General features: G+C 65.1%; 25 protein-coding genes. 14 read left to right on the forward strand and 11 right to left on the reverse strand.

The annotated features are described in order from the left end of the window. The first annotated feature begins 58 nt into the window (after positions 1 to 58). The 6 genes from rpmH (at position 59) to ubiA (ending at position 4,159) form a co-directional block, all read left to right on the forward strand. Entirely contained in the window at positions 59 to 193 is a 135-nt protein-coding gene (gene rpmH, locus FYJ91_RS16725) for a 50S ribosomal protein L34 (RefSeq protein WP_149523469.1), read from the forward strand. An 8-nt stretch (positions 194 to 201) separates the two neighbouring features. Next, complete coding sequence (rnpA, locus tag FYJ91_RS16730; protein ID WP_181008560.1) at positions 202 to 531, forward strand: ribonuclease P protein component; 330 nt, start codon at positions 202 to 204, stop codon at positions 529 to 531. Continuing rightward, entirely contained in the window at positions 531 to 743 is a 213-nt protein-coding gene (yidD, locus tag FYJ91_RS16735) for a membrane protein insertion efficiency factor YidD (RefSeq protein WP_149523470.1), read from the forward strand. Before rnpA ends, yidD begins: the two co-directional genes overlap by 1 nt. A 24-nt stretch (positions 744 to 767) precedes the next feature. Next, the gene (gene yidC / locus FYJ91_RS16740) at positions 768 to 2,492 is read left to right on the forward strand and encodes a membrane protein insertase YidC (RefSeq protein WP_149523471.1); all 1,725 of its coding nucleotides are present in this window, start codon (positions 768 to 770) and stop codon (positions 2,490 to 2,492) included. Continuing rightward, a complete protein-coding gene (gene yihA / locus FYJ91_RS16745; RefSeq protein ID WP_149523472.1) occupies positions 2,489 to 3,166 on the forward strand; it encodes a ribosome biogenesis GTP-binding protein YihA/YsxC in 678 nt (225 codons plus the stop codon). Before yidC ends, yihA begins: the two co-directional genes overlap by 4 nt. A gap of 81 nt (positions 3,167 to 3,247) precedes the next feature. Continuing rightward, a complete protein-coding gene (gene ubiA / locus FYJ91_RS16750; protein ID WP_149523473.1) occupies positions 3,248 to 4,159 on the forward strand; it encodes a 4-hydroxybenzoate octaprenyltransferase in 912 nt (303 codons plus the stop codon). Here ubiA and FYJ91_RS16755 read toward each other — a convergent pair. Then, positions 4,156 to 4,611 (reverse strand): hypothetical protein, encoded by a 456-nt coding sequence (locus FYJ91_RS16755; protein WP_149523474.1) that lies wholly within the window; start codon positions 4,609 to 4,611, stop codon positions 4,156 to 4,158. The two genes, ubiA and FYJ91_RS16755, sit on opposite strands and share 4 nt — an antisense overlap. A gap of 192 nt (positions 4,612 to 4,803) precedes the next feature. Here FYJ91_RS16755 and FYJ91_RS16760 point away from each other — a divergent pair, with 192 nt between their 5' ends. Continuing rightward, positions 4,804 to 6,150 (forward strand): TldD/PmbA family protein, encoded by a 1,347-nt coding sequence (locus FYJ91_RS16760; protein ID WP_149523475.1) that lies wholly within the window; start codon positions 4,804 to 4,806, stop codon positions 6,148 to 6,150. Then, positions 6,140 to 6,922, forward strand: coding sequence for a 3'(2'),5'-bisphosphate nucleotidase CysQ (locus tag FYJ91_RS16765; protein WP_425474071.1), 783 nt, complete (start codon positions 6,140 to 6,142; stop codon positions 6,920 to 6,922). The genes FYJ91_RS16760 and FYJ91_RS16765 overlap by 11 nt, the downstream gene beginning before the upstream one ends. On the opposite strand, the gene FYJ91_RS16770 is transcribed toward FYJ91_RS16765, so the two are convergent. Both FYJ91_RS16770 and FYJ91_RS16775 read right to left on the reverse strand, forming a co-directional pair. Next, positions 6,919 to 7,335, reverse strand: coding sequence for a CoA-binding protein (locus FYJ91_RS16770; protein WP_149523751.1), 417 nt, complete (start codon positions 7,333 to 7,335; stop codon positions 6,919 to 6,921). The genes FYJ91_RS16765 and FYJ91_RS16770 overlap by 4 nt on opposite strands. A gap of 25 nt (positions 7,336 to 7,360) precedes the next feature. Then, positions 7,361 to 8,362 carry an Mrp/NBP35 family ATP-binding protein gene (locus tag FYJ91_RS16775; protein ID WP_149523477.1) on the reverse strand — a complete coding sequence of 334 codons (1,002 nt, stop codon included), beginning with the start codon at positions 8,360 to 8,362 and terminating at the stop codon, positions 7,361 to 7,363. Between the two features lie 70 nt (positions 8,363 to 8,432). Here FYJ91_RS16775 and hflK point away from each other — a divergent pair, with 70 nt between their 5' ends. The 3 genes from hflK (at position 8,433) to FYJ91_RS16790 (ending at position 12,036) form a co-directional block, all read left to right on the forward strand. After that, positions 8,433 to 9,503 carry an FtsH protease activity modulator HflK gene (hflK, locus tag FYJ91_RS16780; protein WP_149523478.1) on the forward strand — a complete coding sequence of 357 codons (1,071 nt, stop codon included), beginning with the start codon at positions 8,433 to 8,435 and terminating at the stop codon, positions 9,501 to 9,503. A gap of 32 nt (positions 9,504 to 9,535) precedes the next feature. Then, complete coding sequence (gene hflC, locus FYJ91_RS16785; RefSeq protein ID WP_425474072.1) at positions 9,536 to 10,369, forward strand: protease modulator HflC; 834 nt, start codon at positions 9,536 to 9,538, stop codon at positions 10,367 to 10,369. Between the two features lie 101 nt (positions 10,370 to 10,470). Continuing rightward, complete coding sequence (locus tag FYJ91_RS16790; RefSeq protein WP_149523480.1) at positions 10,471 to 12,036, forward strand: Do family serine endopeptidase; 1,566 nt, start codon at positions 10,471 to 10,473, stop codon at positions 12,034 to 12,036. Between the two features lie 347 nt (positions 12,037 to 12,383). On the opposite strand, the gene FYJ91_RS16795 is transcribed toward FYJ91_RS16790, so the two are convergent. The 3 genes from FYJ91_RS16795 to FYJ91_RS16805 all read right to left on the reverse strand — a co-directional run bounded on the left by FYJ91_RS16795 (position 12,384) and on the right by FYJ91_RS16805 (position 16,843). Beyond that, positions 12,384 to 13,223, reverse strand: coding sequence for an outer membrane protein (locus FYJ91_RS16795; RefSeq protein ID WP_149523481.1), 840 nt, complete (start codon positions 13,221 to 13,223; stop codon positions 12,384 to 12,386). A 156-nt stretch (positions 13,224 to 13,379) separates the two neighbouring features. Beyond that, positions 13,380 to 14,921 carry an anthranilate synthase component I gene (trpE, locus tag FYJ91_RS16800; RefSeq protein ID WP_425474057.1) on the reverse strand — a complete coding sequence of 514 codons (1,542 nt, stop codon included), beginning with the start codon at positions 14,919 to 14,921 and terminating at the stop codon, positions 13,380 to 13,382. Then, the gene (locus FYJ91_RS16805) at positions 14,918 to 16,843 is read right to left on the reverse strand and encodes a peptidylprolyl isomerase (RefSeq protein ID WP_149523482.1); all 1,926 of its coding nucleotides are present in this window, start codon (positions 16,841 to 16,843) and stop codon (positions 14,918 to 14,920) included. The genes trpE and FYJ91_RS16805 overlap by 4 nt, the downstream gene beginning before the upstream one ends. A 130-nt stretch (positions 16,844 to 16,973) precedes the next feature. Between FYJ91_RS16805 and tpiA the strand changes: the two genes are divergently transcribed. The 3 genes from tpiA to FYJ91_RS16820 all read left to right on the forward strand — a co-directional run bounded on the left by tpiA (position 16,974) and on the right by FYJ91_RS16820 (position 20,067). Beyond that, positions 16,974 to 17,723: a triose-phosphate isomerase gene (gene tpiA, locus FYJ91_RS16810; protein ID WP_149523483.1), complete on the forward strand. Its 750-nt coding sequence runs from the start codon at positions 16,974 to 16,976 to the stop codon at positions 17,721 to 17,723. Positions 17,724 to 17,914: 191 nt separating this feature from the next. Then, on the forward strand, positions 17,915 to 18,289 hold the full coding sequence (gene secG / locus FYJ91_RS16815; RefSeq protein ID WP_149523484.1) for a preprotein translocase subunit SecG: 375 nt from the start codon (positions 17,915 to 17,917) through the stop codon (positions 18,287 to 18,289). A gap of 131 nt (positions 18,290 to 18,420) precedes the next feature. Further along, positions 18,421 to 20,067, forward strand: coding sequence for a CTP synthase (locus FYJ91_RS16820; protein ID WP_149523485.1), 1,647 nt, complete (start codon positions 18,421 to 18,423; stop codon positions 20,065 to 20,067). On the opposite strand, the gene FYJ91_RS16825 is transcribed toward FYJ91_RS16820, so the two are convergent. From FYJ91_RS16825 to FYJ91_RS16845, 5 genes are read right to left on the reverse strand one after another with little or no spacing between them, the layout of a single operon-like run. Next, a complete protein-coding gene (locus FYJ91_RS16825) occupies positions 20,064 to 21,092 on the reverse strand; it encodes a 2-hydroxyacid dehydrogenase (protein ID WP_149523486.1) in 1,029 nt (342 codons plus the stop codon). The genes FYJ91_RS16820 and FYJ91_RS16825 overlap by 4 nt on opposite strands. A gap of 14 nt (positions 21,093 to 21,106) precedes the next feature. After that, entirely contained in the window at positions 21,107 to 21,490 is a 384-nt protein-coding gene (hpxZ, locus tag FYJ91_RS16830; RefSeq protein WP_149523487.1) for an oxalurate catabolism protein HpxZ, read from the reverse strand. Continuing rightward, positions 21,487 to 22,323: an S-formylglutathione hydrolase gene (gene fghA, locus FYJ91_RS16835; protein ID WP_149523753.1), complete on the reverse strand. Its 837-nt coding sequence runs from the start codon at positions 22,321 to 22,323 to the stop codon at positions 21,487 to 21,489. Before fghA ends, hpxZ begins: the two co-directional genes overlap by 4 nt. A 2-nt stretch (positions 22,324 to 22,325) precedes the next feature. Next, the gene (locus FYJ91_RS16840) at positions 22,326 to 22,703 is read right to left on the reverse strand and encodes a VOC family protein (RefSeq protein WP_149523488.1); all 378 of its coding nucleotides are present in this window, start codon (positions 22,701 to 22,703) and stop codon (positions 22,326 to 22,328) included. Positions 22,704 to 22,725: 22 nt separating this feature from the next. Beyond that, a complete protein-coding gene (locus FYJ91_RS16845) occupies positions 22,726 to 23,106 on the reverse strand; it encodes a VOC family protein (RefSeq protein ID WP_149523489.1) in 381 nt (126 codons plus the stop codon). Positions 23,107 to 23,116: the final 10 nt, after the last annotated feature.

Below are 23,116 nucleotides of genomic sequence, written 5' to 3' on the forward strand. Positions count from 1 at the left end.
TCAGTGGCCATCGCACGTTCGGTGGCCCTTTTACTTTTGAAGATTCGAGAGACGAACGATGAAGCGCACTTTTCAGCCGAGCAACCTGGTCCGCAAGCGTCGCCACGGCTTCCGTGCGCGCAGCGCCACGCCCGGCGGCCGCAAGGTGCTTGCCGCTCGCCGCAGCCGCGGCCGCAACAAGCTCTCCGCGTAACATCGCCAATGTCCTACGCGGTGCTTCAGCGCCGCGCGGACTTTCTGGCCGCGAACAACGGACGCCGGGCTCCCATGCCCGGCTTCGTTTTGTTGGTGCGCCCGCGCGGGGACGATGATCCCGTCATGCGCCTCGGCATCACCGTCACCAAGAAGATCGGCAATGCGGTGGTTCGCAACCGCATGAAGCGCCGCTTTCGCGCGCTGGCGCGGGATGTTCTGGCCGAAGCCGGCATTGCGGGCGCGGATCATGTTCTGATCGGTCGGGCTGGCGGGGTGGAGCGCGATTTCGCGAATCTGCGCGCCGAGCTGGTCAAGGCATTGCGCAAGGTCGGCTGATGTTCGCCAAGCTCATCATCCTGATTGCGCGGGCGTGGCAATATGGCCCGTCGCTGATCCTTCCGCCCACTTGTCGCTTCATGCCGAGCTGTTCGGCCTATACGATCGAGGCCGTGACGCGCTATGGCGCGGTCAAAGGGGGCTGGCTCGGGATTCGCCGTATCTGCCGATGCCATCCCTGGGGTGCTTCGGGATATGACCCGGTCCCGTGACGCCGATATTTTTCAGGAGCCTTTGTGGATAATCAGCGCAACCTGATCCTTGCGATCGTGCTGTCGGCGATCGTGCTGTTCGGCTGGACGGCGCTGGCCGACCGTTTCTTCCCGGTCGCCAAGCCCGCCGTGACCAAGATCCAGGGCGGCAAGGAACAGGTGTTGCCGCAGCCGGGCGTCGCCAGCGGTCCTGCCGCGATCCGCAACCGCGCGATCGTGCTGAAGGAAGCGCCGCGCGTCACGATCGACACGCCCAAGCTCGTTGGCTCGATCAACCTGAAGGGCGCGCGCATCGATGATCTGATGCTCAAGGCCTATAAGGAAACGGTCGCGAAGAACTCGCCACCGATCCGCCTGCTGTCGCCCAACGGATCGCCCGACGCTTATTATGCGGGCTTCGGCTGGACGGGTAACGGCATCGACGCCCCCGGCCCGAACAGTGTGTGGACGGCCGATGCGGCCGCGCTCACCCCGACCAAGCCCGTCACGCTCAGCTGGAAGAACAATCGCGGCCAGACCTTCCAGACGGTGATCGCCGTCGACACCGATTATATGTTCACGGTCACGCAGAAGCTCGCGAACGGTGGCACCGCCCCCGTCTCCGCGCGGCCTTATGGCCTGATCTCGCGCTATGGCGCGTCGAAGGATGCCTGGTCGTACAGCAACCGCATCGGCGCGATGCATAAGGTCGATGACGAGAAGATCGCTTTCACCGAATATAAGGAAGTCGGGGAATCGGGCGTTACCGGCATCCGCTTCGGCTCCAAGGGCACCTGGCTCGGCTTCGGCGACAAATATTGGCTGACCGCGCTGGTGCCCGACGCCAAGGCGACGATCGAGGCCGGTTTCCTCTCGCCGCAGACCAACGTCTATCAGGCGGTCGAAAGCGGGGCTGCGACGATCGTCGCGCCCGGCGCCACCGCCATGACCACCCAGCGCTTCTTCGCGGGCGCCAAGGAAGTCGCGATCCTCAACGCCTATCAGGATAAGTTCGCGATCGACCAGTTCAGCCGCACGATCGACTGGGGCTGGTTCGAGATCATCGAACGCCCGATCTTCTGGGTCCTGGACTGGCTGTTCAAGTTCGTCGGCAATTTCGGCGTCGCGATCATCCTGCTTACCTTCATCGTGCGCGGGCTGATGTTCCCGATAGCGCAGAAGCAGTTCCGGTCGATGGCGTCGATGCGCGCCGTCCAGCCGAAGATGAAGGAGCTGCAGGAGCGCCATAAGGACGACAAGCCGCGGCTCCAGCAGGAGATGCTGAAGCTGTATCAGGAGGAGAAGGTTAATCCGCTTGCCGGCTGCCTTCCCACCTTCCTGCAGATCCCTGTGTTCTATGCGCTCTACAAGGTGCTGATGATCACGATCGAGATGCGGCACCAGCCGTTCATTCTGTGGATTCGCGATCTGTCCGCGCCCGATCCGCTCCACATCCTCAACCTGTTCGGCCTGCTGAACTTCACGCCGCCGGCCTTCCTGGGCATCGGCGTTCTGGCGCTGCTGCTGGGCATCTCGATGTGGCTGCAGTTCCGCCTCAATCCGCAGGCTGGCATGGATCCGGCGCAGGCGCAGATCATGGGCCTGATGCCGTGGATCATGATGTTCATCATGGCCCCGTTCGCGGCGGGCCTGCTGGTGTACTGGATCACGTCGAACCTGCTGACGATCGCGCAGCAGATGTTCCTCTACAGCCGCCATCCCGGTATCAAGGCTGCGGCGGCGGCCACCGCAGGACCGGCAAAGAAGTGAACGAACCCACCTACGAGCAGGAAGAACTGGTCGAGGCCGCGCGCAAGCTGTTCGCGGGACCGATCGCCTTCCTGCGCTCGGCACCGGGCCTTAATTTCCTGCCCGAAGCCGATGCGCCCGAAATCGCTTTTGCGGGCCGCTCGAACGTCGGCAAGTCGTCGCTGCTCAACGCGCTCACCAACCGCAACGGTCTCGCGCGTACTTCGAACACCCCGGGCCGCACGCAGGAACTGAACTTCTTCGATGTGGGCGGCGGCGCGGATGACGAGACCAGCGATGTGCCACCGGTTCTGCGCCTGGTCGACATGCCAGGCTATGGCTTTGCCAAGGCGCCCAAGGATGTCGTCAAGAAGTGGCGCTTCCTGGTCAACGACTATCTGCGTGGCCGTCAGGTGCTGCGCCGCGCACTCGTCCTCATCGACAGCCGCCACGGCATCAAGGATGTCGACCGCGAGGTGATGAAGATGCTCGACGAGGCCGCGGTGTCATACCATGTCGTGCTGACCAAGGCCGACAAGATCAAGGCCAGCGAACTCGCCGCCGTCACCGAACGGACGGAGGCCGAAGCGCGCAAGCACGTCGCCGCGCATCCCAAGCTGCTGGTGACGTCGAGCGAAAAGGATTTCGGCATCGCAGAACTGCGCGCGGCCGTCCTCGAAGCGATCATGAACTGATTTCCATCCGTCACCGCGGGTGACGGAGCAAAGGCGCAACCCGTCTCGACTTCGCGCAACCCAAACGGGTAGGGGAACGGGATGGAAAAGCCCGACATCGTCGCCGACAGCCAGAGCCGCGGCCTGCTCGAACGGCTGCCCCCGCGCGTCCGCGATTATGTCCAGCTCGCACGGATCGATCGGCCGATCGGGGCCTGGTTGCTATTCTGGCCGGGCGCGTGGGCGATTGCACTGGCGGGCCATGCGCTTGATCGCTGGGATCTGTTGCTGTGGTTCGGTCTGGGCGCCTGGGCGATGCGCGGCGCGGGCTGCGTCTATAACGACATCGTCGATCGCGATCTCGACGCCAAGGTCGCGCGCACGGCGGGCCGGCCGTTGGCGAGCGGGCGGATCGAACTGGACGCCGCGTGGACCTTCCTCGGCATTCTCTGCCTGATCGGGTTGATCGTCCTGCTCCAACTCAACATGTTCGCCGCGATCGTCGCGGTCGCGAGCCTCGGCGCGGTCGCCGCCTATCCCTTCATGAAGCGGATCACCTGGTGGCCGCAGGCTTGGCTCGGCATCGTCTTTTCGTGGGGGTTGATCGTCGCGTGGCCGGCTGTGACGGGCGGTTTCTCGCCCGTTATGTGGGTGCTCTATGCCGGGTCGATCTTCTGGGTGATCGGTTACGATACGATCTACGCTTTGCAGGATATCGAGGACGATGCGCTGGCGGGGGTGAAGTCGTCAGCCCGCGCGCTGGGCCGCCATGCGCGGCGCGGGGTGGCTTTATGCTACGTCATCGCAATAGGATGCTGGGCTTCGGCCTTCTGGCAGATGCGCCCCGACCCACTCGCGCTCGCGGCCTTGTTGCCGATCGGCGCGCACCTCGGCTGGCAGGTCGCCGCCCTCAACCGCGCCGATCCGGCCGATGCGCTGGCAAAGTTCCGGTCGAACCGATTTGCTGGGCTGCTGATGTTCCTCGCCTGCTTCGTGGTCGGCGCTACCGCCTAAGCCGCCATCGCATGTGCCATGGGGCGATTGAGATGCTCGATCGCATCCATCTGCTGTTCGGCGTCGTCGAGCACGTCCTTCAGCCCGACCAGCCAGCTATGGACATAGGGCAGGGTCGCACAGCGATCGAGCAAACGGTTGATCAACTCGCCCAGCATGATGTCGGCATGGCGCAACTCAGCGATCGATGCGCGTTCTTCCGAACCGCGAATGCGCATGCCGGTCATGATGCGTTGAAAGGCCAGACCGAGCCTGCGAGTGACGGGAATGGGGAGTGGCATGACATCTGCGTCAGCGAGCTTGAGCAGCTTGCGCCGCCGAAACTCCTCATGCCGGCAAAAGGCGTAGAAGCGATAGCGCCGCGCGCCGACAGACGCGGTGGTATATGCCGCGATGTTCGATCGCAGCGTTTCGATCACCAGTTCGAAATCCAGCGTGACGTCGTCGTCCACTTCATTCCCCAACCCGCGATATGATCTTACGTGGATCATTACGCCTAATTTTGGGATTCGTTCCGCAGCGGATCCGTATCCGGACCAATATTTTGGCGCGAAAGCAGGATTTCTACCGTGGATCTGCCACTCCACTCGATCTGTTTGGGCAACCCGTTTGACCTTGGCCCCTCCGCTACCTAAGTCCGCCGCATGCTGAACATCGCCGACGCCGAAAGCCGCACCGCAGATCTGATCGCCGCAGCCCGCAAGGCGGGGGCCGATGCCGCCGACGCGCTCTATGCCGGAAGCGGTTCGACGCAAGTGTCGATCCGCCTCGGCGCGCTTGAGGATGTCGAGCGGTCGGAGGGCGAGGAGATCGGCCTGCGCGTTTTCGTCGGCAGCCGATCGGCAAGCGTCTCATCGTCGGATCTTTCGGCCGAAGCCCTGTCCGCGCTGGTCGAGCGCGCGGTTGCGATGGCGCGTGAGGCGCCCGAGGATCAGTGGGCGGGGCTCGCGCCCGAAGATCGGCTGCTGCGGGGCGACGCGCCTGGTGTCGACGGCGACGATGGCGCCGATCCATCGCCCGCCGAACTGCGCGAGCGCGCGCTGGCGGCCGAGGATGCGGCGCGCGCCGTGAGCGGCGTCACCAACAGCGAAGGCGCGGGTGCGACGGCGAGCCGCAGCGTCATCGCGCTGGCGACCAGCACCGGCTTCGCGCGCGGCTATGCGACCACGGGCTATGGTTGCTCGGCCAGCGTCATCGCGGGTGAGGGCGGGGCGATGCAGCGGGACTATGCCTATCATTCGTCGCGCCATTTCGCGGACCTCGAGGATGCGACCGCAATCGGTATACGTGCGGGCGATCGGGCGGTGAAGCGTCTCAACCCGGGGAAGCTGTCCAGCGGCGCGCTTCCGGTCGTCTATGATCCGCGCGTCAGCTCGGGCCTGCTCGGCCATCTGATCGGTGCGATCACGGGCGCCGCGATCGCGCGCAAGACCAGCTTCCTGCTCGACGCGCTGGAAACCGAGGTCTTTGCCAAGGGCATCACAGTGCGTGACGATCCACTGCGTCCGCGCGGACTGCGCTCCAAGCCCTTCGACGGAGAAGGGCTGCCCACCGCCGCGCGCGACATCATTGCCGACGGCGTGCTGACCGGCTGGCTGATGGACAGCGCCTCGGCACGCCAGCTCGGCCTTCAGCCGACCGGACACGCGACGCGCGGCGTCGGCGGCCCGCCGGGGACGAGCGCGACCAACCTCTATCTGAGCGCGGGCACGCTTTCGCCGGGCGAACTGATCGCTGACATCAAGCTGGGCGTCTATGTGACTGAACTGATCGGGCAGGGGGTCAACGGCGTCACCGGTGACTATAGCCGCGGGGCATCGGGCTTCGTGATCCGCGACGGGCAAATTGCCGAACCCGTTGCCGAGATCACGGTCGCCGGTAATCTCCGAGACATGTTCCGTCAGCTAGTGCCGGCATCGGACCTGGAGTTCCGTCGCGCGATCGACGCGCCGACGATCCGGATCGAAGGGATGATGGTCGCTGGTGCATGATGACTTTCTCGATGCGGTAAGCGCGGTCGCGATCGAGGTCGGCGCGATGGCGCACGCTTCCTGGCGCGGCGTTTTCAAGCATTGGCAAAAGGGCGATACGAGCCCGGTATGCGAGATCGATCTGGCCGCCGACGCCCTTCTCCGCGAACGGCTGATGGCGCTCGATCCCGAAGCGGGTTGGCTGTCGGAGGAAACGGCCGACAATGCGGATCGGCTCAATTGCGCACGGGTGTGGGTGGTCGATCCGATTGACGGAACGCGCGATTATGTGCGTGGTCGCGAAGGCTGGGCGGTGTCTGTCGCGCTTGTCGAGGGCGGCCGCCCGCTGATCGGCGTGCTCGATGCCCCCGCGCGTAACGAGCATTGGCGCGCGCAGGCGGGCAGGGGAGCCACGCTCAACGGCGTTCTGCTCCGAAGTTCCGAACGGACCGACATCGTCGGCTCGCGGGTGCCGGCCGATGCCCTGCCACGCCGCGATGGCGATCTGACGATGGTCCCCAAGCCTAACTCGATCGCGCTGCGTATCGCGATGATCGCGAACGATCAGGCCGATCTGCTCGCCGCGATCCGCTGGGGCCACGAATGGGATATCGCCGCCGCCGCGCTGATCGCGCAGGAAGCGGGCGCCATCGTTACCGACGCGCTCGGCCGCCCGCTGCGCTACAACTCGACCAAGGGGGAGGCGTTCGGTGTCCTCGCGACTGCCCCCGCCATCCACGCCGATGCCGTCGAGCGGCTGGCGGAGCGCGCGGCGAAGGCTGTGGTGCGTTAAAGCCCCAGCCGCGGAATCTCGATCTTCGGGCAACGATCGACAACGGCCTTCAGCCCAGCAGCCTCGGCGCGGGCGACGGCTTCATCGTTATGGACGCCCAGCTGCGTCCACACCGCCTTGGCTCCAACCGCGATCGCGTCGTCGATCACCTGGCCAGCAGCGCTCGAGTTGCGGAAGATGTCGACGATGTCGATGGGTGCGTGAATCTCTTTCAGCGTTGCCAGCACAGGCTCGCCGTGGATCGTCTGCCCCGCCAGCGTCGGGTTGACCGGGATAACCTTGTAGCCGCGCGACTGGAGGAAGCGCATCACGCCATAGCTTGCGCGTTCAGGCCGGTCGGACGCGCCGACCATGGCGATGACCTTTGCGGACGTGAGCAGGTAGGCGATCTCGTCATCGTTGCGCAGCGGCATCATCACTCTCCCGATATGTAGGGACTTAAAATGATGCGGGCTTCGCCGGGTTCAACCAGTCAGACAGCTTTTGCGCGATTGGCGCGAAGATCGCATCGTCGTCGGCCAGCGCGGGCGGCGTACCCGCATCGGATGCGGTGCGGATGCCGATGTCGAGCGGGACGCGGCCCAGGAACGGCAATTCCATCGACATCGCGGCCGCCTGCGCGCCGCCATGCCCGAAGGGGTCGGAGACTTCGCCGCAATGCGGGCATTCGTAACCGGCCATGTTTTCGACCAGGCCGATGATCGGGACGTGCGCCTGGTTGAAGAAGTCGATCGCGCGGGTCGCGTCCATCAGCGCGAGGTCCTGCGGCGTCGAGACGATCAGCGCGCCGACCGGCTTGTATTTCTGCACCATCGTCAACTGGACGTCGCCGGTGCCGGGCGGCAGATCGAGCAGCAGCAATTCGGTGTCGCCCCATTCGGCGTCGATCAACTGGCCGAGTGCGTTCGCCGCCATCGGTCCACGCCATGCGATCGCCTGCCCCGGCTTCACCAGCTGCGCCATCGACAGCATTGGAACGCCATGCGGGGAGAGGACCGGGTCCATCTTCTGCCCCTCGGCGGTCGGGCGGATGCCTTCGGTGCCCATCAACCGGGCCTGCGACGGGCCGTAAATGTCGGCATCGACCAGCCCAACCTTCCGGCCGGCCTTTCGCAGCGCAACGGCGAGGTTGGCGGAGAGTGTCGATTTGCCGACCCCGCCCTTGCCCGATCCGATCGCGATGATCTTGCGCCCGCGTTTCTCGGCAGTCAGTGCAACGCGCACGCTGTCGACGCCCGCGACGCTCATCAGCGATGCTTTCACCTGCGCCTCGATCGTTTCGCGCGCTCCGGTCGACAGGCCGGTAACGTCCACGACGACGCTGACCGCACCTTCCGAAATGCGGGGCGGGCTCGCCCTGCCGCCGGACAAAAGCCCCTTGCCGCTGATGGGATCGACGACGCGGTCGAGCGCGTCGGACAGGACGGTGTCTATGTTCATGCCAACCGCATAGCGGCCGCAACCCGACAAGGGCACTGTTTTTCCCTTGGACCGCCCCTATAATGACTTCATGAACACGAATGATGATGCCGGCGCTCGCCCGATCGCGGTGATGAACGAAGGCGGCCCCTGGGGGGGCGGTAGCGGTAATAATGGCGGATCCGGCGGTGGCGACAATGATCGCAACCCCTGGAACCAGCCGCCTCGGCGCAAGCCTGCGAAGCGTGCCGGCAACCCGGCGATCGACGATCTGTTGCGCCGGGGGCGTGAACGCTTCGGTGGCGGCGGCGATGGATCGGGCATCGATCCCGACGGTGGCAAGCTGATCGCCTGGGCAATCGCGGCGCTGATCATCCTGTGGGTCGCGCTTACGAGCTGGCACGTCATCGGTCCGCAGCAGCGCGGCGTTGTCACCCGGCTCGGCGCTTATGCCGAGACGCTCCAGCCGGGTCTGCGCTTCCACCTGCCGGCGCCGTTCGACATCGTCGACAAGATCGATGTCGAGGATATCCGCACCACCGACATCGGATCGACGAGCGAGGGCGCGCAGAATCTGGTGCTGACCGGTGATCAGAATATCATCGATCTCGCTTATTCGGTGCGCTGGAACATTCGCGATCCCGAACTCTATCTCTACGAACTCGCCGATCCTGACGACACGGTCGGCGAAGTCGCCGAGAGCGCGATGCGCGCCGAGCTTGCCCGCGTCTCGCTGAACGACGCGATCGGCCCGCAGCGCAGCCAGATCGAGCAGCGCACGGCACAGCGCATGCAGGAAATCCTCGACAGCTATCGCGCGGGCATCGTGGTGCAGGGTGTGGCGATCAAGCAGGCCGATCCGCCTGCGGCGGTCAATGATGCGTTCAAATCGGTGTCCGCCGCGCAGCAGACCGCGCAGACCTACCTCAACGAAGCGCGCGCTTATGCGCAGCAACTCGGCGCCAAGGCCGAGGGCGAGTCCGCTGCGTTCGACAAGGTCTATACCGAATATCGCCTCGCGCCGGAGGTGACGCGCAAGCGCATGTATTATGAAACGATGGAGCGGGTTTTGGCCAAGACCGACAAGACGGTCATCGAGGGACCGAACGTGGTCCCCTATATGCCGCTGCCCGCCCCTCGTCGTCCGGAGGCCGCACAGTGAGCCTGACTGATACCCTTGCCGGCCGTCGCACGATCGCGCTGTCCATTACCGCGCTGGTTCTGCTGTTCGTAGCGGCCAACACGATCGCGATCGTCCCCGAAACCAAGCAGGCGCTGATCGTCCGCACCGGTGAGCCGGTCACGGTCTATAACGCCTATAAGCCGAACGAGGATTTCGGACGGACCGGAGCGGGACTGATCGCCCGTATTCCGTTCGTCGAGAACATCGTCTGGATCGATAAGCGCGTGCTCGATTTCGACATGCAGCGTCAGTCGGTGCTGTCGACCGACCAGCTGCGGCTCGAGGTCGATGCCTATGCACGCTACCGGATCGTCGATCCGCTGCGCATGTTCATCACCGCGGGCAGCGAGCAGCGGGTGGGCGATGCGCTGAAGCCCATTCTCGGCTCCTCGCTGCGCAACGAACTCGGCAAGCGGCCCTTCTCGGCGCTGCTGAGCCCCGAGCGCGGCCAGGTGATGGATAATATCCAGGACCGGCTGAACAAGGTTGCCGCGCAATATGGCGCGCGGATCGTCGATGTGCGGATCAAGCGCGCCGACCTTCCCGACGGCACCCCACTGGAAAGCGCGTTCCAGCGGATGCGAACCGCACGCGAGCAGGAAGCACGCTCGATCCTGGCCGAAGGGCGCAAGCAGGCGCAGATCGTGACGTCGGAAGCCGATGCACAGGCATCGGCCACCTATGCGGCAAGCTTCGGCAAGGATCCCGAATTCTACGATTTCTACCGTGCGATGCAGTCGTACCGCGTGACCTTCGGGACCGATGGAACCGAGGCGCCTGGGTCCGCGTCTGTCATATTGTCCCCTGACAACGAATATCTGAAGCAATTCAAGGGGCGTCGCTGAAACGACGGGCAAGGTCGTTCAACGGGCGTTCACGGGGGATTCCCGAAGGCTAGCCAGGTGTTATAACCAGGCAAGACAGGAGTACTGAGGAGTTGGCCAAAGTGCGCTACGCATATGCGATCACCGCTGCCCTGCTGGCGGGCGGTGCGACGGCAACCCTGACGATGCAGCAGCCGGCGGGCGCGCAGGTCGCGCAGAACGCGCCCGGCGCGATCGATGCCTCTGCGCCGCGCCCCGGCGCGCCGATGAGCTTCGCGGATCTCGCCGCAAAGCTGCAGCCGGCGGTCGTCAATATCTCCACCACCCAGAAGATCCAGGTGCGTGGCAGCGGCAACAATGCCTTTGCCGGCACGCCGTTCGAAGAGCTGTTCAAGCGTTTCGGCGGGGGCGGCACCGACGAGAGCGGCAAGCCGATCACGCGTGAGGCGACCTCGCTCGGTTCCGGCTTCATCATCTCCCCCGACGGCTATGTCGTGACGAACAATCACGTCATTTCGGGCGGCCCGCAGGCGCAGGGCAATGCAGTGGTCAGTTCGATCACCGTCACCTTGCCCGATCGCAAGGAATATAAGGCGACCGTGGTCGGCCGCGACACCGCGTCGGACCTCGCTCTTCTCAAGATCGACATCAAGGGCGCGCCGTTCGTCCAGTTTGGCGATTCGACCACGACGCGTGTCGGTGACTGGGTGGTGGCGATCGGCAATCCGTTCGGGTTGGGCGGCACCGTGACTGCGGGCATCGTCTCGGCGCTGCACCGCTCGATCGGCGCTGGCCAACTCTACGATCGCTATATCCAGACCGACGCCTCGATCAATCAGGGCAATTCCGGCGGGCCGATGTTCGACCTGAAGGGCAATGTGATCGGTATCAACACCGCGATCTTCTCGCCCACCGGCGGCAATGTCGGCATCGGCTTCGCGATCCCGGCGGAGGAAGCCAAGCCGATCATCGAGACGCTCAGGTCGGGTAACAAGATCAAGCGCGGCTATCTGGGCGTCGGTATTCAGCCGATGACCGAAGATATTGCCGCTGGCCTGGGTCTGCCCAAGGATCGTGGCGAGATCGTCGCGCGGGTCGAACCGGGTGAGGCTGCGGCGCGCGCGGGTATCCGCCAGGGCGACGTGATTGTGAAGGTGAACAATCAGGACGTCACCCCCGACAACACGCTGTCGTACATCGTATCGCGCTCCAAGGTTGGCAGCTCGATCCCGATCGAGCTTATCCGCGAAGGCCAGCGCCGGAACGTCAACGTCACGATCGGTGAGCGTCCGCCCGAAGATCAGCTTGCCGGTGACACGGAATCCGACGACGACGGCAATGACGGCAGCAATAGCGGCCCGTCGAATCCGTCGGCCGATGAAAGCACCAAGGCCACGGTCGGCCTCGGCTTCCAGGCGCTGACGCCTGATCTCGCGCGCCGGCTGGGCCTGCCGACGACGCTGCGCGGTGTCGTGATCAACTATGTCGATCCGTCGAGCGACGCGGGCGCACAGGGTTTCCAGGCGCGCGACGTCATCCTTCAGATCAACAATGTGCCGGTGTCGACCGTGCAGGCAGCCGCGGCGCAGATCGCGGCGGCGAAGAAAGCCGGAAAGAAGACGGTGTTGCTGTTCGCGCAACGCGGTACCAATCCGGCGCGCTATATCGGCGTGCAGCTGAAGGATTGATGATTGGGGGCGGGTGCAGTGACAGCGCCCGCCTCTTATTCTTCGACCGACGCCAGACCGGCGATACACCGCCATTTGCGATCGATGTCGCGCCATAGAAGCGCTTTCTTGACCCGCTGGCCGATCCTGGGTCGCCGCATCAGCGCGCGTGTAACCGGACGCGCGGATCGAACCGGCTATTTCATCATGTTCGGTGTCGAGGAAGAGTTCCGCCAAAAGCGGTCCAGAGCGGCATGCGCCGCTCGATCTCGTCGCTGGACAACATGGGCGAGAGCTAGCTGGGCGGCCATAAAAAGAAAGGGCGGACGGCTAGCGCCGCCCGCCCTTCCTGCATCAGATCACTGGGATCAGAAGCGATAGCTGACCGTCGCGAGCAGCTGGTGATAGGCGAACTTCGAGAAGGTCCGACGGAAGTCGGTGCCCGTCGGGGTGAACGAGTTGATCGAAGCCGCGCTGTTGCCGAACTGACGAACGGTGAGGTTGTCATTGTCCATCACGGTGAACAGATACAGCGCGCCGACCGAGAACTTGCCGACCTTCTGTTCGATGCCGCCGCCGTAGTTCCAGCCCCACTGCCACTTGCTGTTATCGTTAACCGTGAAGGGCAGGTTGTTGGCGTTGCGATAGCGGTTGCGGATCTTGCCGTAGGTCGCGCCGCCGGTGCCGTAGATCAGCGTGCCGGTGCTGAGCGCATAGCCCGCGCGACCGCGCAGGGCATAGTTCTCGGTCAGGCGCGAGCCGATCGAATAGGCGTTCGGGGTGGTGCTGAACGCGGTGGTATAGTCGACCAGGTACGACACGCCGCCTTCAGCGACCGCACCGAGGACGAAGCCCGACGGAGCGCTACCGAACTGATAGTCGTAACCGGCATGGAGCTTCCACGCGGTCGCGTCATTGTCCTTGCGGCAACCCGCCGAACGCAGGTTGTTGATGAAACGGCCGCCGCAGAAGCCCGGCGAGAAAGCGTTGGCGCCCGTCGCGGTAGGGACCGTGTCGCCGAACGTGCCGTCCTTGTTGCGATCGAACGTGATCGTTTCGTCGCCGTCCGAAGGCTGCCACGAATAGCCGAGCTGTGCGCCGACATAGGGGCCGGTCCAGCTGGTCGAAACAGTGTCCTGCGCCGCCGCGGAGGTCGCTGACAAAGCGAGGACGGCAAGCGCCGCCGTGGTGGTGAGTTGAAGCCGCATGATTCTGATTACCCTTTCTCTTGCCGGAGACCGGCACCCGCCTAACTCGCGGGAGGGGCTTTTGATCCCTGTTGTTAAGAGAAAGCAAATCTTTTTGTTACGGTGACGTATTTGAGCCACAGTAAATCATTAAATGGCAAGTTCATCCACGGTTAATTATTGGCCGAAATCCGCAGATAGCGATCGCGTTGCTGCCTCCCGCGCCGCAGCGATCAATGCGCCAGCTTTGGCTTCGCACTCGCGCTGCTCATATATAGGGTCGCTGTCCGCAACGATACCTGCGCCGGCCTGCACATGCATCACGCCGTCCTTCACGATCGCGGTGCGCAGGACTATGCAGCTGTCCATCGATCCGTCGGGCGAGAAATAGCCGACGCCCCCCGCATAGGCGCCGCGCGTCTCGGGCTCGAGTTCGGCGATGATCTCGCACGCGCGTACCTTTGGAGCGCCGGAAACAGTCCCCGCCGGGAAACCTGCGAACAGCGCGTCGAGCGCGTCCTTCGCCGGATCGAGCCGGCCCACCACGTTCGACACGATGTGCATGACGTGGCTGTAATATTCGACGGTGTAACTGTCGGTCACTTCGACGGTGCCGGCCGACGCCACCCGGCCAACATCGTTGCGGCCAAGATCGAGCAGCATCAGATGCTCGGCGCGCTCCTTGGGATCGGCAAGCAGGCTGTCGCGATTGTGCGCGTCCTCGGCGGCGGTCTTGCCGCGCGGGCGGGTGCCGGCGATCGGGCGGATCGTCACCTCGCCATCGCGTGCGCGCACCAGGATTTCGGGCGACGAGCCGATCACAGCGAAGCCGGGCAGGTCGAGGAAATAGAGGAAGGGCGACGGGTTGATCCGGCGCAGCGCGCGATACAGTTCGATGGGCGGCAGCGCGAAGGGCACCGCAAAACGCTGCGCCAGCACCACCTGGAAGATGTCACCGGCTGCGATATAATCCTTGGCCTTCAGGACCATCTCGCCATAGCGGCCGGGGGGCAGCTGCGGCTTGGGGACGATCGTCGCGGGATCGATCGGATTGATCGTGCGGCTTGGCAACGGCTGCGACAGCTTTGCGGCCTGTTCCTCGATCCGCGCGATGCCTTGTGCGATCTTTGCCTCGGGTGTGCCGGTGGTTTCGGGCCACAGCGGGGCGACCATCCACAGGGCGTCGGACAGGCGATCGAAGACCAGTACCGTCGTCGGCCGCGCGAACAGCATGTCGGGCAGATCAAGCGGGTTGGGGGCGGGGCGGGGGAGCCGCTCGACCAGTCCGATCGTCTCATAGGCGAAATAGCCGACGAGGCAGGCGAGCGTGGGCGGCAACCCTTCGGGCACGTCCATGCGGCAGCGCGTGACGAGATCGCGCATTGCGGCGAGCGCGCCGCCCTCGACCGCTTCGAAAGCATCCCGATCGTTGGCCCAGTGGCGGTTGATCTCCGCGACATTGCCGCGAGCGCGGAACATCAGGTCCGGCGCGAGGCCCAGAAGGGTGTAGCGGCCGCGCGTTGCGCCGCCTTCGACCGACTCGAGCAGGAAATCGCCGCGACCAGCCTCGATCAGCTTGAGCGCGGCGGCGACCGGCGTATCGGTGTCGGCGACCTGGCGGCGCCATACGAGCGCGGGCTTGCCGGCGCGCAGGGCGTCGAGCGCTGAGCGATCCGCGTCGTCCGGTGTCGCCCCCAGCATCACCGATCCAGCCATCATTGGCCGACGAAGCGCTTCTTGGCTTCGGCGATCGCGGCAGCGTCGCGGCTGGTGCCGATATCCTGGCCGACCGCGTTCACGAACTGCTCGACCAGCTCGCCGGTCTGCGCGTTCGCCAGCTCACCACGGGTCTGCTCGACCAGGCCGGGCACCATCTTCAGGTCGGCAGGTTCGATCTTGTCGAGGACGACGACGAACAAAGCGCCGCTGCGCGTATCGGGCGCCAAGGTAACCTTGCCGGGGCTCAGGCGGAACAGAGCGCGGACGGGTGCGGGAATCTGATCGGGCTGGATGCGCGACAGATCGAGTTGGCGGGCGGCGGCGGGCTGGACCGGGGGCAGCTTCACGCCGGCTTCGGCGACGGCCTTCTCCAGCGTCATGCCCTTCTTCACCTTGTCGCGGATCGTGGTGGCGATCTGCTGGGCGCGCTTGGCAGTGCGATCGACCACGATGTCGCGCCCCACGGCGGCGCGCACGGTGGCGAGCGGGATCGGGGTCGGCGCGATTACGCGCGAAACGCCCAGCATCGCATAACGCTGGTTGGGCACCACCGTCTCAACCGTGGGATCATCCTCGGCGGCGGCTTCGAAGCCCGACTTGAGCAACGCCGCGAGTTCGGGCGGTGCCTTCCAGCCGGGCTGCGATGGCGCCGCGCCGGTCGCGAGAACGGGCGGCGTCGTGACCACGGTCAGATTGTTGTTCTTCGCGACTTCCTCGAAGCTGGCGCCGTCGGCAATCGCACCTTCGATGGTAGAGGAGAGATCGGCGAGCGCGTTGTCGGCCTTGTCCTTGACCAGCGCGGCCTCGATCTCTGGCCGCGCCTCGGCGAGCGACTTGGCGGGCACGCCGCCGACCTTGGCGACCTTGACGACATACCAGCCGAGCGGCGCCTTGACCGGACCGATCACACCGCCTGCGGGCGCCGCGAACACGGCGTCGGCGATTGCAGCGTTGGCGCTGCCCGCGAAAGCGGCCTTGCTCTGATCCTTGAGCTCGGCGGCTTCGAGACCGCTGGCCTTGGCGGCGTCGGCGAGCGTGCCGCCAGACTTCGCCTTGGCGGCGATGGCATTGGCCTGCGCCTGGGTCGGCACGATCAGCTGCGAAAGATCGCGGCTCTCACGCGCGGCATAGTCGGCCGAGTGCTCCTGATAATAAGCCGCGATGTCGGCATCGCTGGGCTTGGCCTTTGCCGCCACCTGTTCTGCCCCGAACAGCGCGTAACGCAGCACGCGCGTCTCGGGCTGGGTGTAGTTGGCGATGCGCGCCTTGTAGAAGGCGGCAACCTCGGCATCGGTCGGCGTGCGGGTATCGGCAACGGCAGCCAGCGGGATGATCGCGACGCGGCCGAGGCGCTTTTCGACCAGCAGCGACGCATAAGGCGACGCGACCTTCGTGGGCGTCATCACCGATCCGGCGAGCGCGGACAGCGCCTGATTGCGCAGCAGATCGCCGGCGATATCGTTGCGCAGGTCACGCTCGGTGATCCGCTGCTGCGACAGAATCTGGCGCATCGCGGCCTGATCGAACTGGCCGGTCACGCCGCGGAAGGCCGGGATGCTGGCGATTTCGGCATCGACGAGCCGCTTGCTGATCGCGAAACCCGCTTCCTTGCCCCACACGTCGATCGCGCGCGCGCCGATCAGCGACGTGGTGACACGATCGAAGCCGCCATTGGCGATGAAGGCACGCTGATCGACGCCCGGCTGCTGACGGCGCTGCGCCTCCAATTCATTCTGCGCGCGGCGGATCAATTCGACCGAGCTGACCGACTTTCCGCCAACCTTGGCGACCGTGGTGCCGCCGTCACCGGCGCCCAGCGAGGAGGGCGTGCTCACCCCCGTCACGATGAACGCCACGAGGATCAGGCCCAGCAGGCCCAATACGAGCCAGGAAGAAAGTGCGCGGCGGAAGAAGGAGATCATCGATTACCGGTCCGAATAAGGAGAGGCGATGCCATAGATGGGCCGTCGCCCCGCTTCAAGCATGGTTGGCGTTCGCGGGCACGGTTGCTACGGCGTCGCCATCACAGGATTCGGGCAGACGGGGATCAAGATGGCGTTGCGCAAGCTGGTTGCAGGCAATTGGAAGATGAACGGATCGATCGCGGCTTTGGCCGAGCTTGATGCGATCGCGGCGGCGGCCAAGGCCAATGGGACGGTCGATGTCGCGATCTGCCCGCCCTTCACCCTGATTGCCTCCGCGGTGGCGCGCACGCCCGAACTGACGATCGGCGCGCAGGACTGTCATGCGGCCGCCAAAGGCGCGCATACCGGCTGCATCAGTGCTGCGATGCTGGTCGAGGCGGGTGCGACCCTCGCGATCGTCGGCCATAGCGAGCGCCGCGCCGATCAGCACGAAACCGATGCCGAGGTGCAGGCCAAAGCGACGGCAGCCATTGCCGCCGGCATGCGCGCGATCGTCTGCGTGGGCGAAACCGAGGGCGAACGCGACGCCGGTCGTGCGGTCGGGGTGGTCGAGGGGCAACTCGACGGATCGATTCCGCGCGACGGCACCGGCGTGACCCTCGTCGTCGCTTATGAACCCGTCTGGGCGATCGGCACCGGTCGCACCCCGTCGGTCGACGATGTTGCCGAGATGCACGCCGCGATCCGTGCGAAGCTTTCGGCGCTGCTGGGTGCCGAAGGCGCCAAGGTTCGCATCCTGTATGGCGGTTCGGTGAAGCCAGACAATGCCAAGGAACTGCTCTCCGTGGCTGATGTCGACGGTGCCCTCGTCGGCGGCGCGAGCCTGACGGCGGCGCAGTTCGTGCCGATCATCGAAGGCGGCGCGGCGGCGTCTTGACCCCAGCCGTCACCCCGGACTTGGTCCGGGGTCCACCGGGAGAGGAGCGCTGCGCATCCGTCTCTTGTGTGGCGCAAAAGACTTGGTGGACCCCGGCACAGGGCCGGGGTGACGTTTAATCATGTTCAAACGTTGAACCTTTGCGCCCGATCGACTAGATCGCGCGCAATCCTGAAACTGAAAGCGTATCGATGCTCACCTTCCTTCTCGTCGTCCATGCCATCATCGCCGCTGCGCTCGTTGCGGTGATCCTGATGCAGCGGTCGGAAGGCGGCGGCCTGACCAGCGGCAGCAATGCCGGCGGGCTGATGAGCGCGCGGGGCGCAGCGGATTTCATGACCCGCGCTACCACGATCCTCGCGACCCTGTTCGTGCTGCTCAGCATCGGCCTGGCCGCGCTCGCATCCGTCACGCACGGGCCGAGCGAGATCGATACCTCGCTGGTTGGCAAGACCGCGACCACGCAGCAGCCCGCACCAGCACCGGTCACCGCCGATCCGCTTGCCGCCGCCGCGGCGCAGGGTTCGGAAGCGCCCGCCGCGAACGGCGCAGCGCCCGCCAACTAAGTCCCGCATTATCGCCGCTATCCGCCGTCCTTCGGGGCGGCGGCTGTCGCGCGCGTCCACAGCTTTTTTGCACGCCTCACGGAGTCGCCGCCTTGCTCTCGTCCCATGTCCGCGTTTAAGCCCATACTCCCATGACGCGGTTTATTTTCATCACCGGCGGCGTGGTCTCCTCGCTGGGTAAAGGCCTTATGGCCGCCAGCCTTGCCGCTCTGCTCCAGGCGCGCGGCTACACGGTCCGCATCCGTAAGTTCGATCCTTATCTGAACGTCGATCCGGGCACGATGTCGCCCTATCAGCACGGCGAGGTCTTCGTGACCGACGACGGCGCCGAGACCGACCTGGATCTGGGCCATTACGAGCGTTTCACGGGCGTTCCGGGCCGCCAGTCGGACAACATCACGTCGGGCCGGATCTATCAGACGATCATCGCCAAGGAACGGCGCGGCGACTATCTGGGCGCGACCGTGCAGGTGATCCCGCACGTCACCGATGCGATCAAGGAATTTGCCCGCGCCGATGTCGACGGGCTCGATTTCGTGCTGTGCGAGATTGGCGGCACCGTTGGCGACATCGAATCGTTGCCGTTCATGGAGGCGATCCGTCAGCTGCGGAACGATCTGGGCCGCTCCGCGACCTGCTTCGTCCATCTGACGCTGGTGCCGTACATCGCGGCGGCCGGTGAGTTGAAGACCAAGCCGACCCAGCACAGCGTGCGCGATTTGACATCGCTCGGCATCCAGCCTGACGTGCTGGTTTGCCGCAGCGAGCGGCCGTTGCCCGAGAATGAGCGCGCGAAGATCGCCTTGTTCTGCAACGTGGCCAAGGAAGCGGTAATCCCCGCGCTCGACGCCGCGAACATCTACGAAGTGCCGCTGCAATATCACGCCGAGGGGCTGGACGATGCGGTGCTCGCCTCGTTCGGGATCGAAACCGACAATATCGGTGGCGGCGAGCCTGATCTGTCGCGCTGGACCGAGATTCTCGACCGGATCGGCAATCCCGAAGGCGAAGTGACGATCGGCGTCGTGGGCAAATATGTCGGCCTGCTCGATGCTTACAAATCGCTCCACGAGGCGCTTCAGCATGGTGGCATCGCCAACAAGGTTAAGGTCAATGTCCGCTGGATCGACGCCGAGTTGTTTGAGCAGGACGAAGGCGAGATCGCCGGCCAGCTAGAGCCGATGAACGCGATCCTCGTGCCCGGCGGCTTCGGCGAGCGCGGGTCGGAAGGCAAGATCGCCGCCGTCCGCTTCGCACGCGAGCGCAAGGTGCCCTATTTCGGCATCTGTCTCGGCATGCAGATGGCCTGCATCGAAGGCGCGCGGAACACCGCCGGCATCGCCAAGGCATCGACCACCGAGTTCGGCCCGACCGACGAGCCCGTCGTCGGCCTGATCACCGAATGGATGACCCAGGCGGGCTTGCAGAAGCGCGAAGAGGGTGGCGACATGGGCGGCACGATGCGCCTGGGCGCCTATGACGCGAAGCTGACCGGCAACAGCCATGTCGCGACCATCTATGGCGGCACCGACATCAGCGAACGCCATCGCCACCGCTACGAAGTCAACGTCGGCTATCGCGACGCGCTCGAAAAGGGTGGCCTCGTCTTTTCGGGCATGTCGCCCGACGGCGAACTGCCCGAAATCGTCGAGCGGCCCGATCACCCGTGGTTCGTGGGCGTGCAGTTCCATCCGGAACTCAAGTCCAAGCCCTTCGAACCGCACCCCCTGTTTGCGAGCTTCATCGAAGCCGCGGTCAAGCAGAGCCGGTTGGTCTAAGCCTGTCTGGTGCCGGGGCGGACGACTGCCTCGGCATGGACCGCATTTGTCAGCGGTCGGCCGGCCTCGAAATCGGCGAGATTGGCCAGCGTTGTCTGCGCGATGCTGGTCAGCGCCTCCTCGGTCAGAAACGCCTGATGCCCGGTGATCAGGACATTGGGGAAGGTCAGCAGCCGCTGAAACGCGTCGTCCGCGATGATCTCGTTGGACAGATCCTCAAAGAACAGATCGGCTTCCTGTTCATAGACATCGAGCGCGACGCCGCCGATCTTGCGGCTCTTGAGCCCTTCGATCAGCGCACTTGTGTCGACCAGCGCGCCGCGGCTGGTGTTGACGAGGATCAGGCCGTCACGCGCCGCCGCAATCGTCCGCGCATCGATCAGATGGCGTGTGTCGGGCGTCAGCGGGCAGTGGAGCGTCACGATCTCGCTGGTGGAGAGCAATTCGCCGCGATCGACATAGCGCACGCCGATCGCCTCCAGCGCGGGATCGGGCGTCAGATCCGATGCCAGCACCTCGCATCCAAAGCCTGCGCGCAGGATGCGGGCGACGATGGCGCCGATGCGGCCGGTGCCGACGACGCCCACCGCGCGGCCATGCAGGTTGCGCCCGATCAATCCGTCGAGCGCGAAATTATTCTCGCGCACCCGCGCCCAGGCGCGCGCGATCCGGCGATCGAGCGTGAGCAGCAGGCCAACCGTGAACTCGGCGACGGCATGCGGCGAGTAAGCGGGCACGCGCACCACTGCGATCCCGCACGCCGCCGCAGTTGAAAGATCGACATTGTTGAAACCCGCGCATCGCAGCGCGACGATCCGCGTTCCGCCATCGGCCAGAATGCGGAGCGCGGCGGCGTCCAGCCGATCGTTTACGAAGACGCAGACGCCGTCATAGCCCTGCGCAAGCCGCGCGGTATCGGCGTCGAGACGGGCTTCGAGAAAGTCGATCTGGTGTCCGAAGACGGCGTTGGCGGCGGTCAGGAACTGGCGGTCATAGGATTTGGCGGCGAAGACGGCGATCTTCATCGGACCGGTTCCTTTCAGTGCCCGCTGCCCAACAGCGATACGTGCGCCGCCACCACCCGCCAGCCTTCGGGTCTGCGCACCCATGTCTGGCTCTGGCGCCCGGTCGCGTCAGCGCCTTCGCGTCGGAATTCGGCATTGGCGATCGCGAAGTCGGGGCCGAAGGTTGTGATCTCGACGCGCAGCAGCGTGCGTTGCGGTGATCCGCCCGGCCGCGCCTTGCGAAACTCGCGGATCGCGTCGATCCCAAAGCTGTTCTGGCCGGGGCCGAAGCGGACGGTGGAGGCGCTGTCCCAGAACAAAGCGTCCATCGCGTCGAGGTCATTCGCCATCAGCGCGGCTTCATAGGCGTCGAACGCGGCGCGAACCTCCGCGACGACGAGCGGGTCGTCGATCGTCAAGCAAGCCGCTCCGCATGCCAGCGCAGATGATCGTCCATGAAGGACGAGATGAAATAATAGCTGTGGTCGTAGCCCGGCTGCATGCGCAGCGTCAGGTCGATCCCCGCCTTCGCGCAGGCATCGGCCAGCAGATGCGGTTTCAACTGCTGGGCTAAGAAGCCGTCCGCCTCACCCTGATCGACCAATATATCTGCCACGCGGGCGCCATCCTCGATCAGCGCGACGGCGTCGTGCTTGCGCCACGCGGCGATGCCGGGGCCGAGATAGCCACCCAGTGCCTTGTGGCCCCACGGCACCTGCCCGGGCGCGACGATCGGCGCGAAGGCGGAGACCGCGCGGAAACGATCGGGAAAGGTCAGGGCGATCGTCAGCGCACCGTGGCCACCCATCGAATGGCCCATGATCGACTGGCGATCCATGTCGGCCGGAAACTCTGCCGCGATCAAGGCGGGAAGTTCGTCGGTGATGTAGGACCACATGCGGTAATTCGCCGCATAAGGCGCCTCGGTCGCGTCGACGTAGAAACCGGCGCCCAGCCCGAAGTCCCAGCTGCCCGCCGGATCGTCCGCCACGCCTTCGCCGCGTGGGCTTGTATCGGGCGCTACAAAAATCAGGCCGAGTTCGGCGCACAGGCGGCGATATTCGCCCTTCTCGGTCACGTTGGCGTGTGTGCAGGTGAGTCCGGACAGATACCAGATGACTGGAACCGGCCCGGCCTGAGCCTGCGGAGGCACGAAGACGCTGAAGGTCATGCGCGTGCTCGTGGCGGCGCTATCATGGGCATAGACGCCCTGCGTGCCGCCGTGGCTCGCGCTGACCGACAGCGTCTCCATCGTCATGCCGCGTCGAACGAGAAAGCGGCGATCTTGTTGCCGTCCGGATCGCGCAGATAGGCGCCGTACATGTTCGGCAAAGCGGGGCGCGGCCCCGGCGCGCCGGCGCAGGTGCCGCCATTGGCGAGGCCCGCCGCGTGGAAGGCGTCTACCTGTGCCTTGGTGCCGCCGTTGAAGCCGATCGTACCGCCGTTCGCGAAGGTCGCGTCTTCGCCATTTTCCGGCTTGCCGACCATGAAGGACGGCGCGCCCTCGGCCTTGTAGATGGCGCGGGGGATCGCCGGGTTCGACTTGGGATAGCCGATAGCGCTGAGCGCTGCGTCGTAGAAGGCGCGCGATTTTTCGACGTCGTTCGCGCCGACCATGAAGTGCGTGATCATCTCGTTCTCCTTTGCGTCAGCGTCAGCCGGGAATGTTCATTCCGCACAGCTTGTTGCCATCGGGATCGCGCAGATAGGCGAGGTACATCTTGGTGCCGCCGACGTCGCGGATGCCGGGCGCGTCCTCGCAGGTGGTGCCACCATTTTCGGTGCCTGCCTTGTGCCAGGCGTCGGCCTGCGCGGTGCTGTCCATCTTGAAACCGATGGTGCCGCCATTGGCGTGGCAGGCGGGTTCGCCGTTGATCGGCTTGGTGATCAGCAACATGCCGCCATTGTGCATGTAGATCACACGACCCTTGTCGTCGGTGAAGCCGGGATTGCCCCCGGTCACACCGATGATCGCATCATAGAACTTCTTCGATTTCTCGACGTCGTTGGCGCCGAGCACGACATGACTGAACATATTCCGTCTC

This window comes from Sphingomonas montanisoli, from assembly GCF_008274695.1.
Lineage (GTDB): Bacteria > Pseudomonadota > Alphaproteobacteria > Sphingomonadales > Sphingomonadaceae > Rhizorhabdus > Rhizorhabdus montanisoli.

Coding starts and splice junctions, on each gene's coding strand:
- ubiA (WP_149523473.1), top strand. CDS start 3,248: ATGGAAAAGCCCGACATCGTCGCCGACAGCCAGAGCCGCGGCCTGCTC.
- FYJ91_RS16825 (WP_149523486.1), bottom strand. CDS start 21,092: ATGAAGATCGCCGTCTTCGCCGCCAAATCCTATGACCGCCAGTTCCTG.
- hflK (WP_149523478.1), top strand. CDS start 8,433: ATGAACACGAATGATGATGCCGGCGCTCGCCCGATCGCGGTGATGAAC.
- secG (WP_149523484.1), top strand. CDS start 17,915: ATGCTCACCTTCCTTCTCGTCGTCCATGCCATCATCGCCGCTGCGCTC.
- yidD (WP_149523470.1), top strand. CDS start 531: ATGTTCGCCAAGCTCATCATCCTGATTGCGCGGGCGTGGCAATATGGC.
- FYJ91_RS16775 (WP_149523477.1), bottom strand. CDS start 8,362: ATGAACATAGACACCGTCCTGTCCGACGCGCTCGACCGCGTCGTCGAT.
- rnpA (WP_181008560.1), top strand. CDS start 202: ATGTCCTACGCGGTGCTTCAGCGCCGCGCGGACTTTCTGGCCGCGAAC.
- rpmH (WP_149523469.1), top strand. CDS start 59: ATGAAGCGCACTTTTCAGCCGAGCAACCTGGTCCGCAAGCGTCGCCAC.
- trpE (WP_425474057.1), bottom strand. CDS start 14,921: ATGATGGCTGGATCGGTGATGCTGGGGGCGACACCGGACGACGCGGAT.
- FYJ91_RS16805 (WP_149523482.1), bottom strand. CDS start 16,843: ATGATCTCCTTCTTCCGCCGCGCACTTTCTTCCTGGCTCGTATTGGGC.
- FYJ91_RS16760 (WP_149523475.1), top strand. CDS start 4,804: ATGCTGAACATCGCCGACGCCGAAAGCCGCACCGCAGATCTGATCGCC.
- FYJ91_RS16770 (WP_149523751.1), bottom strand. CDS start 7,335: ATGCCGCTGCGCAACGATGACGAGATCGCCTACCTGCTCACGTCCGCA.
- fghA (WP_149523753.1), bottom strand. CDS start 22,323: ATGGAGACGCTGTCGGTCAGCGCGAGCCACGGCGGCACGCAGGGCGTC.
- tpiA (WP_149523483.1), top strand. CDS start 16,974: ATGGCGTTGCGCAAGCTGGTTGCAGGCAATTGGAAGATGAACGGATCG.
- FYJ91_RS16845 (WP_149523489.1), bottom strand. CDS start 23,106: ATGTTCAGTCATGTCGTGCTCGGCGCCAACGACGTCGAGAAATCGAAG.
- FYJ91_RS16795 (WP_149523481.1), bottom strand. CDS start 13,223: ATGCGGCTTCAACTCACCACCACGGCGGCGCTTGCCGTCCTCGCTTTG.
- FYJ91_RS16820 (WP_149523485.1), top strand. CDS start 18,421: ATGACGCGGTTTATTTTCATCACCGGCGGCGTGGTCTCCTCGCTGGGT.
- FYJ91_RS16840 (WP_149523488.1), bottom strand. CDS start 22,703: ATGATCACGCACTTCATGGTCGGCGCGAACGACGTCGAAAAATCGCGC.